This window comes from Frankia canadensis (assembly GCF_900197875.1).
GTDB classification, from domain to species: Bacteria; Actinomycetota; Actinomycetes; order Frankiales; family Frankiaceae; genus Frankia; species Frankia canadensis.
In genome coordinates, this window is the sequence record NZ_FZMO01000113.1 from 1 (window position 1) to 11980 (window position 11980).

8 protein-coding genes, 1 tRNA gene and 1 pseudogene are annotated in these 11980 nt (G+C 70.3%); 4 read left to right on the forward strand and 6 right to left on the reverse strand.

Annotated elements, in window-relative coordinates; genetic code table 11:
- Positions 1-410 precede the first annotated feature (410 nt).
- Positions 411-587, reverse strand: a complete 177-nt coding sequence (locus C1A33_RS11765; protein ID WP_243407448.1) for a hypothetical protein — start codon at positions 585-587, stop codon at positions 411-413.
- A 213-nt stretch (positions 588-800) separates the two neighbouring features.
- Here C1A33_RS11765 and C1A33_RS11770 point away from each other — a divergent pair, with 213 nt between their 5' ends.
- The 3 genes and pseudogenes from C1A33_RS11770 to C1A33_RS36525 form a co-directional block, all read left to right on the forward strand.
- A complete protein-coding gene (locus C1A33_RS11770; protein WP_243407449.1) occupies positions 801-998 on the forward strand; it encodes a helix-turn-helix transcriptional regulator in 198 nt (65 codons plus the stop codon).
- A 386-nt stretch (positions 999-1384) separates the two neighbouring features.
- Complete coding sequence (locus tag C1A33_RS11775; RefSeq protein ID WP_101831556.1) at positions 1385-1681, forward strand: AAA domain-containing protein; 297 nt, start codon at positions 1385-1387, stop codon at positions 1679-1681.
- 564 nt (positions 1682-2245) lie between these two features.
- Positions 2246-3148, forward strand: a pseudogene (locus C1A33_RS36525) (recombinase family protein); the annotation flags it as partial.
- A 742-nt stretch (positions 3149-3890) separates the two neighbouring features.
- On the opposite strand, the gene C1A33_RS11785 reads toward C1A33_RS36525, so the two are convergent.
- From C1A33_RS11785 to C1A33_RS11800, 4 genes are all read right to left on the reverse strand, one after another.
- Positions 3891-3975 (reverse strand) — tRNA-Leu (locus tag C1A33_RS11785).
- A 150-nt stretch (positions 3976-4125) separates the two neighbouring features.
- Positions 4126-5208 carry an ABC transporter ATP-binding protein gene (locus C1A33_RS11790; RefSeq protein ID WP_101831557.1) on the reverse strand — a complete coding sequence of 361 codons (1083 nt, stop codon included), beginning with the start codon at positions 5206-5208 and terminating at the stop codon, positions 4126-4128.
- Positions 5205-6704 carry an ABC transporter permease gene (locus C1A33_RS11795; protein ID WP_243407450.1) on the reverse strand — a complete coding sequence of 500 codons (1500 nt, stop codon included), beginning with the start codon at positions 6702-6704 and terminating at the stop codon, positions 5205-5207. Before C1A33_RS11795 ends, C1A33_RS11790 begins: the two co-directional genes overlap by 4 nt.
- Positions 6705-6823: 119 nt before the next feature.
- Positions 6824-7840: an iron ABC transporter substrate-binding protein gene (locus tag C1A33_RS11800; protein WP_101831558.1), complete on the reverse strand. Its 1017-nt coding sequence runs from the start codon at positions 7838-7840 to the stop codon at positions 6824-6826.
- Positions 7841-8047: 207 nt separating this feature from the next.
- On the opposite strand from C1A33_RS11800, the gene C1A33_RS11805 reads away from it, so the two are divergent.
- A complete protein-coding gene (locus C1A33_RS11805; protein ID WP_207770270.1) occupies positions 8048-10687 on the forward strand; it encodes an AMP-binding protein in 2640 nt (879 codons plus the stop codon).
- On the opposite strand, the gene C1A33_RS11810 is transcribed toward C1A33_RS11805, so the two are convergent.
- Positions 10642-11829: an XRE family transcriptional regulator gene (locus C1A33_RS11810; RefSeq protein ID WP_133150646.1), complete on the reverse strand. Its 1188-nt coding sequence runs from the start codon at positions 11827-11829 to the stop codon at positions 10642-10644. The genes C1A33_RS11805 and C1A33_RS11810 overlap by 46 nt on opposite strands.
- Positions 11830-11980: the final 151 nt, after the last annotated feature.

Genomic DNA, 11980 nt, shown 5'->3' on the forward strand with positions numbered 1-11980 from the left:
CGCCTGACCACCACCCGCCGCCCCGCCCTCGGCAGCTAACTCCCAAACGCACACCCGAAGGGCCGGCCCACTCCCACCGGGAGGCGCCGGCCCTTCGCTATGCCACGGCGTCTGAAGCGCCGCCTGAAGCCCCTCCGCAGGCCGCCGGCGAAGGCGGCCCGTGGCGAGCTGGGCGCAACCAGCCGAGACGCAGTCGGCCGCACCCGTCACCAGAGCGAACTACACCCCAAAAAAGCACGACACCCGGCGTCACCAACCTCCGTCGGCACATATGGAGCTTGCGCTACGCGCAAGCTCCCAGGAACCACGACTGGCCGTTGAGAACGGCCTGCCGTGCGCCCGCGTGACGCGAGCACGGCAGGCCTCTCACCGAGCTGCGCGCTCCCACGGAAGATCAGCGCCGAGGCGGACTAGCTCTTCGGGAGCGGCTCCCGGAAGACGAGGGTCACCTCGACGTCACCGAAGTGTTCGGTGAAGAGGGCGTCCACCGGCAGCGTGGCCAGCGCCGCGGACACCTGCGCCACCGTCGCGTCCGGATCAACCGTCAGCCCGTGATCCACCACGGGCGCGTGGACGATCGTCGCCACGCGGACAGGCTGAGACGAGAGAAGCGGACCACCGATCGGATCAGGGATCGGGTCGTAATTCATGATCTACGGCCTCCTGGTAGCCAGGGCCCGCCGCCGACCTTCGCGGCCGGCGGGACCGTCAGCGACACACACCATCTGGCGTAGTCGTCAATTGACAACCATCCCCCTTCTGTTCGAGGTTGTCAATTGACAACTCCATATGATCGCCTCGTGGCACCGCCGGTGATGGGAACCCGCGAAGTCGCCGACCGCCTCGGCGTCTCCCGTCAGTACGTCCTCCGGCTACTACGAGACGACCCCGCCTTCCCCCGACCGATCGCCGAGCTGTCCGCCGGCCTCATCTGGAACACCAGCGACATCGAGGCCTACGCCGCCACTCGCGGAAAAGATCGCGGCGCCCCCTCTTGATCACACTGTGAATCGAACCCGGGTGCATGCCGGGCCCGGCCCGCGCCTCGACCAGACGGTCAGGCACGCGGCACTTGGCCCTTCGACAAGAGACATCGCCATCGCATCCGCCAGCCTCGGAACCCGAAGCGGTTCGCCGTCTCCCGGTACCTTCCGAACCCAAAACCGACATAAACCGGGCGGAATCACCGCCATCTTGCGGACGCGCCGGGAACAGGCGTCCGAAATATGCTGCTCGGGCAGGGCAGCGTCGGGCGTCCGCGCCCGGCGAAGGGTCACAACGTCCTCGGCGACGCCGCCGCGAGTAGCCCTCAGGAGCAGCGCCGGACGCCAGACTGCCGCACATCCTGCAAAGAAATCTCGAGGAGCAGCTGGGCAAGCTGGGCGTGGACGACACGGACCAGGACGACTGGCTGACCGCGCTGCGCACCAGCCTGTTCCAACGTCTCTTCCTGCTGCTCCAGTACGCGCGGACCGAGGAAAGGACCATCCGGCTGGACAAGCAGTTCCGGATGCACCCGGACCTCGGCAACCTCGTCAGGCGGATGTTCTATGAGCCGACCGGGCCTCGCATCGAGAACGGAGGGACGGCCGAGCAGAGGCGGCACGGGTTCGCGCAGTATGGCGGACGACCTGCAGCCTGGCACACCACGACACGGCATCGATGTCACACAATGCTATAGAAACGTTACCAGGAGAGACTCAGTGACCCGGGTCGATCACCGATGGGTCGTACGCAGGTAGGGAACAGCAGCTTCTGGCACAGCTCGTGAGCAGATGTGCCGTGACGGTTCGTGGGGTTGCAATGCGATGCGTGCATCAGCCTGGCCGCTGCCGCGATGACTTCCGTGAGGTCCTTGGCGGTGTCCTTGCCTCCGATCTTGTCGCCCATGACGGAGACAAGGCCACCAGCAAGGTCTGCGGCAGCGCTACCCGATTCCGGCGCGCCAGGGTCCGCGACGGGGGAGCGGAGTCGAACAGAGTGTGGGAACAGCGACGGGTCTCCCAGAAGCGCCGGCCGTTCGCTGGGTTCGGCGAATGGCGTCTCGGTAGGGGAGGCGGTCCGGTTGATCCCACCGGAGACCCCGCCCGTCATTACGCCGGACGTCGCGCGGCTGTTGCTGCGTATCCTGTACGCAGCGAGGGCCAGTCGCCGCTCCTCCGAGGCCAGTCGGGCACGGGGTGGGCCGCCCCGCGGCGCATCGACCTGACCGGTCTGCGTCCGACCATCCTGAAGGGCAGAGCCCATGATCCGGTTTGCCTTCTACGGCCGAGTGTCCACCGAGGACCAGCAGGACCCGGAAGCGTCGCGCAGCTGGCAGCTCGGGCGGGCCCGCGCCCTCATCGACGGCCACGGGCAGGTCGCCACCGAATACTTCGATGTAGGCCAGTCCCGTTCCCTGCCCTGGAAGCGTCGCCCAGAGGCCGCGCGTCTGCTTCAGGACCTCCCGCATTCCGACCGTGGATTCGACGCGGTGCTCATCGGCGAGCCGCACCGGGCGTTCTACGGCAACCAGTACGGCCTGACCATGCCCGTCTTCGAGCACTACGGAGTCACCCTGTGGGTTCCAGAAGTCGGCGGGCCCATCGACCCCGCCTCCGAGGCCCACGATCTGATCATGTCCGTGTTCGGGGGCATGTCCAAGGGCGAACGAAACCGAATCAAGATTCGGGTGCGGTCCGCGATGCAGTCCCAGGCCAAGGTCGAAGGCCGCTATCTCGGTGGACGGCCTCCCTACGGCTACCGTCTCGCCGACGCCGGTCCCCATCCCAACCCGGCAAAGGCCGCCGACGGCAAGCGTCTCCACGTGCTGGAGAAGGACCCGGTCACGGCACCCGTCGTGGAACGGATCTTCCGCTGGTACCTGGGCGGCATGGGGTTCTTTCTGATCGCCCAGACACTGACCGACGAGGACATCCCCTCACCATCGGCCTACGACCGGGCCCGTAACCGGCACCGCACCGGCATCGCCTGGTCGAAGGGCGCGGTGCAGGCCATCCTCGCGAACCCGCGCTACACCGGCTACCAGGTCTGGAACAAGCAGCACAAGGCCGAGGTCCTTCTCGACGTTGACGACGTCGCTCTCGGCTACGAGACCAAGCTGAAGTGGAACGAACGGGAGCAGTGGGTCTGGTCCGACCGGCCCGCCCACCCCGCCATCATCGACAGGGCGACCTTCACCGCAGTCCAGGAACGCCGCGCCCGCCGAGGGCCCAGCTCCGACCGGCCGAAGGTCCGTGCCGCGCACCCCTACGCCCTGCGCAGCCTGCTGGTTCACCATCAGTGCGGCCGACGGATGCAGGGCACCTGGAACCATGGGCACGCCCACTACCGTTGCCGCTACCCGCAGGAATACGCGATCGCCAACCTGATCGACCATCCGCTGGCGGTCTACCTCCGTGAGGACGCGATCCTCCCCGACCTCGACGCCTGGCTGGCCAGCGCCTTCGACCCGCAGCGGCTCACGGCCACCCTGGACGCGCTCGTAGACCAACAGCCCGAGGAGACGACCGCCCTGACCGACCCGATCCGCCGGACGATCGCCGCCTGCGACCGCAGGCTCGCCCAACACCGTGCCGCCCTCGAAGCCGGCGCCGACCCCATCCTCGTGACCGGGTGGATCAACGAGACCCAGGCCGAACGCGCCACGGCCGTGGCCGCCCTCGCACGGGCCGGAGCCCGCACGAAGACCACACCGCCTCGCCTCACCCGTCAGGAGATCAAGAACATCGTCGAAGGCCTCGGAGAGATCATCGACGTCATCCGCGCGGCAGAGGCAGCCGACAAAGCGGAGATCTATGGCCAACTCGGGCTGCGTCTAAGCTACGATCACGAGACCCACGTGGTCTCGGCTGAGGTCTCACCGAGATCATCGGTGGGCCTACTGGCTGTGTCCGAGGGGGGACTTGAACCCCCACGCCCGATAAAGGGCACTAGCACCTCAAGCTAGCGCGTCTGCCATTCCGCCACCCGGACAGGTGGTAGCGGGGTGTCTCACCCGCGTACGACTGCGATGTTACACGGTCGGACAGGGTGCTTGTCGCTACCCTCGACCACCGGCAGATCAAGAGCAACCGTGTGTCCCGTGGGGGCCTGGCAGCAGGCGTGGACGACCACGTCGAACGGTTACTGGTGGCGGACCAGCGCTTCGCCCGGAGGGCGGGACCCGCGGGTGTCCGGGGTGGGGTAGGCGAGGACGTCACTGGTGACGGTGACCCGGACCTCGCTGCCGGGTTCGGGTAGCTCCGTGCCGCTGAGGCGGGCGGTGATCGGGAGCCCGTCGGGGTGCAGGGTCAGTCGCACCGCGGCGTCGTGGCCGTAGTAGCTGATCTCCCGTACGGTCGCTGTGGGCCCGTCGCCGTCGTGGCGCAGGCGGAGCTGCTCGGGGCGGACGAGGACCTCGGCCGGGCCGGTGACGCTGGGCGTGCGAACGACGAGGGTGCCCAGTGCGCACCTCGCCTTGCCGTCGATGACGTCGGCGGGCAGCAGGACGGCCTCGCCGAGGAAGCGCGCGATCCCGGCATCACGTGGCTGCCGGTAGACGGTGGCAGGCCGGTCGATCTGGACCAGGCGCCCGTCGCGCATGATGGCGACCTGGTCGGCCATGGACAGCGCTTCGGCCTGGTCGTGGGTGACCAGGACCGCCGTGGCCCCGGCAGCGCGCAGCGCGGCGGCGACGGCGCGGCGGGTGTCGTCCCGTCGGCGGGCGTCGAGCGCGCTGAACGGTTCGTCGAGCAGCACGAGGTCGGGTTCCGGTGCCAGTGCTCGGGCCAGGGCGACCCGCTGCTGCTGGCCGCCGGACAGCTCGTGCGGGTTGCGGCCGGCGATCTCCCGGTCGAGCCCGACGAGGTCGAGCAGCTCCCGTAGCCGGTGCCCGGACCGCCGCTCGCGCCGGGAAAGACCGAACGCGATGTTGGCGGCCACGCTCTGGTGCGGGAACAGGGCGCCTTCCTGGGGCACGTAGCCGATCCGCCTGCGCTGCGGCGGCACCGAGCGCCCGCCGGCGAACACGGTCTGCTCGCCGAGGGTGATGGTGCCGGTGTCGGGGTCGGCGAACCCGGCGATCAGCCGCAGCAGGGTGGTCTTGCCACAGCCGGAGGGGCCGAGGATCGCGGTGAGGCCACGGGCGGGGGCGTCCAGGTCGACCCCGTGGAGCACCCGGGTCGTCCCGAACGACTTCGTGACGCCCTGCACGGTCAGTGCTGTCATCCGGAGGACGCCCTCCTCATGTCACGGGTCAGAAGGTAGGTGGCCGGTGTCGACAGCAGCACCATCACGGCGGCATAGGGCGCGGCCTCGCCGTAGGCGAGACCGTCGCTGCTGGCCCAGAACCGGGTAGCCAGGGTCTGGGTACCGGTCGGGGCGAGCAGCAGCGTCGCGGTCAGTTCGGTCACGACCGCGATGAACACCAGCGCCGCCCCCACGCCGAGTCCGGGCGCGGTCAGCGGGATCGTGACCCGGCGCAGGCCGGCCATCGCGGACAGGCCAAGGCTTCGCGCGACGTCGTCGAGCACTGGGGGCGCCTGGGCGAGCGCGGCCCGCACACCCACCACGGCGCGCGGCAGGAACAGGATCGCGTAGGCCGCCGTCAGCAGCGGAACCGTCTGGTACAGCGCTGGGACGACGCGGATGCTGATCGTCACCAGCGCCAGCGCCACCACGATTCCTGGCAGCGCGTTGCCGAAGTAGGTGCTGCGCTCGATGAGGGTGGCCAGCCGACCGGGGCGGCGCACGTCCAGCCAGGCCACCGGCAGCGCCAGCGCCACGGTCACCAGGGCGGCGGTGGCTCCGAGCCCGAGCGAGGTCGCCGCGGCCACCCCGAGTGGGCCGAAGGCCACGTGGCTGGTCGTGCCCTTGGCCAGCCAGTAGACGAGGCTGCCCAGCGGTACTCCGAGCGACAGCGCGGCCAGCAGCGCCAGCCCCGCCACGGCGGGCAGCGTCAGGGCGCCCAGCCGCACGCGGGGAGCGGGCCGGGCGGCGCCGGAGCCGACCCGCGCGTAGCGGGCGCGGCGGCGCAGCCGCAGCTCGGCGAGCAGGAGCAGCAGGCAGTAGGCCAGCAGCACGGCGGAGAGCATGTTGGCCGCGGGGCCGTTGAACGAGGACTGGTACTGCTCGTAGATCGCGACGGTGAAGGTCGGGAACCGCAGCATCTGCAGCGCGCCGAACTCGGCCAGCAGGTGCAGCCCCACGAGCAGGCAGCCACCCGCCAGTGCGGGGCGCAGCTGCGGCAGCACGACCCCCCAGAACACCCGCAGCGGACCGCGGCCCAGAGTGAAGGCGCTTTCCTCCAGCGCGGGGTCGAGCCCGCGCAGGGCAGCCCCCACCGGCAGGTACACCAGCGGGAAGTACGACAGTGTCACGATCAGCAGCGCCCCGCCGTAGCCGCTCGCCCCCGGCAGCAGCGACACCCAGCCGTAGCTGTTGACAAAGGCGGGGATCGCCAGCGGGGCCACCAGCAGCACCCGCCACAGGCCCCGCCACGGCACCGTCGTGCGTTCCACCAGCCACGCCGTCGCTGTCCCGAGCACGGCGCAGGCCAGCACGCATCCGGCGATCAGGCGGCTGGTGTTCCACAGCAGCTCCGCGGTGCGGGGCCGCAGCACCAGCTGCCGGATCTCGGCCCAGCTCGAGGTCGCCACATAACTGGCGACGAACCCCAGCGGCAGCAGCACCAACAGCGCGACCAGGACCCCCAGTACGGGCACGGCTGACGGAAGGCGCCCGTGGGCGAGGGCCAGCGCGCGCGGCAGGTCCTGGGCGACCTGCGGCGTGGCCGGATGTGCGTCAGTGGCCGGTTGAGCGTCGGTGGCCGGAACCGAGCTGGTCAGAGCAGCCCCGCCTTCTGCATCAGCGTGACCACCTCGGGCCCGTTGAGCTTGGCCGGGTCCACCTCGGGCGGATCGAGCACACTGATCGGCCTGAGCACCGAGTTGGTCACACTGGGCAGGAGTGGGTACTCCATCGCCTTGCTGGCGGCGAGCACCTTCTGGCCGGCCTCGCTGGTCAGGTACGCCAGGAACTGCTGGGCCTGCGGCTGCTTCTTGCTGGAGGCCAGCACGCCCGCGCCCGAGGTGCTCAGGAACGCGCCCGGGTCCTGGTTGCCGAAGAACCTGAGCTCGGCGTTGCCGCTGGAGACGCCCCCCGCGGCGCGGTCCTTGTACCAGTAGTAGTGGTAGCTCACCCCGGCGGCGACCTCGCCGGAGTTGACGGCCTTGAGAATGGCGATGTTGTTGGAGTAGGCCTTGGCGTTCGCCTTGAGCCCGTCCAGCCACTGCCGCGTGGCCGTCTCGCCCCTGAGCGCGAGCACGGCGCTCACGATCGCCTGGAAGTCCGCTCCGGAGGGAGCGATGCCGACCCGGCCCCGCCACTGCGGCTGGGCGAGATCCATGATCGACACAGGGAGCTGCCCGGGGGCCAGCGCCTTGGTGTTGTAGACCAGCACGGTCGAGCGCGCGGCGAAGCCGACCCAGTTGTGGCTCGACGGCACGAACTTGCTCGGCACCTGGGCAACCGTCGCGGTGTCGACCCGGGCGAGCAGGCCCCTGCTGTCCGCCAGCCCCATCGCGGGCGAGTTCTCGGTCATGATCACGTCGGCCGGCGAGGCTTTGCCTTCCTGCACGATCTGGTTGGCCAGCTCCGCGTCGGCGCCGGGCCTGACGTTGACCTTGATCCCGGTCTGTTGCGTGAACCCGTCTGCCATCGCGCTGAGTAGCTCTCCGTGCGGAGCCCCATAGACGGTGAGCGCATTGCCGTCGGCTCCGGACCCGCCTCCGCAGGCAGCGAGCGCCGCACCCAGGGTCACGCTGAGTAGCACGGGCAGGGCCCGCCTCGACCGACGCATACGCTCCCTCTCCCTCGATTGTTAGCTCAGGTATACCTTAACCAGCATCACCGTGAAATGATCTCTAAAGCGGCATCTGACCTGCGCGTTCTGTGCCCTTCGCCACAGATCTACCGTTGATGTTCGGTTAGGTTAACCTACCCAATCGTTTCCCCTGGTTCCAGTGCCGGCAGCTACCGGTAGATGCAGGTAGGAGTACTAAATCCGGTGTCGACGCCGCTCCTGTCACCCGCCGGACCCGCCGATGTCGAGGGCGCGGGCCGTGGAGTGCCGTTCGTGCGGGCGATCGCCCGGTACGGCAACCGGCCGGCGCTGGTCGACCCGGATGGATCTACGCTGAGTTACATCGAGCTCGCGGGGAGGGTCGGCGAGGTCGCCGAGCGGATCGGCCCCATCCGCCGGCTGGTGCTCGTCACCGGAAGTAACACCGTCGACGCCGTCGTCGCCTATCTGGCGGCCCTGCACGGTGGCCACCCCGTCCTGCTCGCCACCGACCACCAGCATCACGAGGCCCTCGTCGCACGCTACGACCCCGATGTCGTGGCCGGAGACGGGTCGGCCGTGGACGAGCGGCGCGCGGGGACGGCGCACCGGCTGCATCCCGACCTCGCGTTGCTGCTGTCCACCTCCGGCTCGACCGGCTCGGCGAAGCTGGTACGCCTCTCGCACGACAACGTGCAGGCGAACGCCACCGCGATCGGCGACTACCTGGACATCCGGAACACTGACCGCGCGGTGCTGTCGCTGCCCATCCACTACTGCTACGGCCTGTCGGTGCTCAACAGCAACCTGGCACGCGGCGCCGCCGTGCTGCTGACCGACCGATCGGTCGTCGAACCCGAGTTCTGGGCGATGTTCCGCGAGCACGGCGGCACCAGCCTGCACGGCGTCCCGTACACCTTCGACCTGCTCGACCGGGTCGGGTTCGGCCGGATGAGCCTGCCCAGCCTGCGGTACGTCACCCAGGCGGGTGGCCGACTCGCACCGGAACAGGTCGGCCGCTACGCCCGGCTGGCCGAGCGCGGCGGCTGGCGGTTCTTCGTCATGTACGGCCAGACCGAGGCCACCGCGCGCATGGCCTACCTGCCGCCCGAGCTGGCCCTGACCCACCCCACGACCATCGGCGTGCCGATCCCCGGTGGCGCGTTCGAGATCCGGCCCACCGGCGACGCCCCCGACGCCGGCGAACTGGTCTACCGCGGACCCAATGTCATGCTCGGCTATGCCGAACGCCCCGCCGACCTCGCCCTCGGGCGCACCGTCGACGTGCTCGCCACCGGCGACCTCGGCCGGCGACGCCCGGACGGGAGCTACGAGGTCACCGGGCGAGCGAACCGATTCTGCAAACTGTTCGGCCACCGCGTCGACCTCGACCATGTCGAGTGCCTCCTGCGCGAGCACGGCCACGACGCCGCGTGTACCGGCACCGAGGACACCCTCGTGGTCGCCGTGACCGGCCACGACGCCCGCTCCGCCCGGAACCTGCTGGCCACGCACCTGCCCGTGCCGCGGCGGCACATCCTCGTCCAGCCGGTGACCGAACTCCCCCGGCTCGGCAACGGCAAGATCGACTACCCCGCGCTGGCGCGGCTACCCGGGGCGCGGCGTGAGGGACCCTCGGCCGGGTCGGTGCGCCAGGTGTTCGCCACCGCCTTCCCCGGCGCCCCCATCACCGGCGACGACACGTTCGTCGACCTGGGCGGGGACTCCCTGTCATACGTGGCGGTGTCACTGGACCTGGAACGGCTCATCGGCCGCGTCCCGCCGAGCTGGCCCACGACCCCGGTGCGCGACCTCGAAGCGCTCCGGCCGCGGCACCGGCGCCTGCCACGCGTGGAGACCACGATCGTGCTCCGCGCGGTCGCGATCACGCTCGTGGCCGCCAACCACATCGGGGCCTTCCATCTGCTTGGCGGCGCCCACCTGATGCTGGCCGTCTCCGGCTGGACCTTCGCCCGCTTCGCCCTCGCTCCGGCCGGTCCGGCGGCGCGCCGCATCCTGCGCGGCGCGGCCCGGATCGCGATCCCCGCCATGCTCTGGATCGGGTACCGCGTCCTGGTCAGCGACGACGTCGGGTGGGACAACCTCCTGCTCGTCAACAGCTACCTGCACCGGTCCCCGGCCGCCGGCTACTGGTACATCGAGGTTCTTGTCCAGATCCTGCTCGTGCTGGGCGCAGCCGCCGCGATCCCGGCCGTGCGGCGGTTCGAGCGCCGCCGACCCTTCGCCGCCGCCGCCGTGGTGCTGGCCCTCGCCCTGGCCGCGAACCAGTTCGCCCAGGACCGCGACGACTTCCCCGAGCAGTTCTACACCGCGCACGGCGCGGCCTGGTTGTTCGTACTCGGCTGGCTCGCTCACCGCGCCGTGACCCGCACCCGCAGACTCGCCGTGCTCGCCCTGGTGCTGCTGCTGGTCCCCGGATACTTCACCAACCTGACTCGCGACACCATCGTCACCGCCGGCCTGCTCGCCATCGTCCTGCTTCCGACGATCGCCCTGCCGCGGCCCGCTGCCCGCGTGGCCGGGCTGCTCGCCAGCGCATCGCTCGCGATCTACCTGACCCACTACGCGATCTACCCGGCGCTCCTGCCGCACCTGCCCCCGCCCGTCGTGCTCCTCGTCTGCCTCGCCGCCGGAACCGGCGCCTGGGCCGCCGGCCCGGCCCTGCTCACGCAGATACGGCCGCGGGGCGCGACCGCCCGGCCGCGGTGGCCGTCACGGGACACGGCGAACCGGTACCGGCTGCCGCGATCGCCGATGTCGTCACCAGCGGAACCGGAAGGCACGGCCCAGCCGGTGGATCACCTGAACGGCGATGACACGTGGGCCGACGGGACGTCGAAGTAGCCGATCATGTCGGCTCCGCGGATGGCCAGGTCCCTGTCGGTGAAACCGTCAAGTCGTTCGGCGTCGCGCGCCAGCAGCGACGCCGCACCCCTGTCGACCAGCATCACGTAGATGCGAGTCGTGATTCCGGGATAGCCCGGGTAACCCACGATGCCGCGCGGTCCGCGAAAGCAGAGCTCGTCGGAGACGGTGAACACGTCCCCGGGGTAATAGCGGCCGTTACCCGGGTTGTGCCGGGGCGTCGAATCAGTCGTGGCCGGATCGGCCCAGCCGGCGCCGACGAGCTCCTTGCCGACCGGTACCGGCGTCGAAAGCCGGCCGCCCACCTCCAGCGCCGGATTCCAGGAGGCTTGGTACGTGTAGGAGGCCTCGATGACCCGGACGCCGTACTGGGTTGCGCCGCGCTGGTCGACGACGGTAGCCGCCGTCCGCAGTGGCAGGTTGAAGCAGCCGTGCGGGCCGGCCGCGGCCCGCGCGGCCGGCACCGCGGCCGGCGGCACGGTGCCGCCGCCGAACAGCAGCGCACCCAGACCGACACCGGCGCCGATCCCCACCCCCACAAGGCCGATCGCCGCCCCGAACAACGTCCTGACCGACACCGCCCGCCGCTGTCCGCCGGGCCGTTCCCCGTCTCGTTGCGGCCGGCCCTCGCGAGGTCGCGCCGGGACGGCTTCGGACGGGTAGGTCACGGACGGCCCGGTCACGGACGGGTCGGTCCCGGACAGGTCGGTCCCGGACGGGTCGGTCCCGGACGGGTCGGTCCCGGACGGGCCGGTCCCGGACGGGCCGGTCCCGGACGGGCCGGTCCCGGACGGGCCGGCTTCGGGCTCCTGCCCCACGGGCTCCTGCCCCAGGCCGGCCGTGCGCTGCAGCCGGTACCAGGCGGCCAGCCAGGCCGCGCTGCGGGCCGGGTCGAAGGCCTCGACGATCCGGGTCACCGAATGCTCGGTGAGCCGACGGCGCCGATTTCGCAGGTCGTTGATAGTGGTCTTGGACAGGCCGGTCCGTGACTCGACCGACCGGTCGTTGGACCTCCCCCACAGGCCGGTGATCGCTTCGTGCAGATCCTGGTAGCTGGATACCCCGTCCGGGCCCTGTGGCGGCGACTCGGCCATGTGCGACGTTTCCCCCGTGCGCGACATCGCTTCCGTTCGTTGGTGGTCTGCGGCTTTCACGTGAGCCGATTTCATGCGCAAGATTGTCCGTTTGGTCCATTTTTATCCACTCGGACAGGTCTGCGTTCCCGCCGATCCGACTGTCCCGGGCGGACAGGACAGGACAACCGGTACCTAT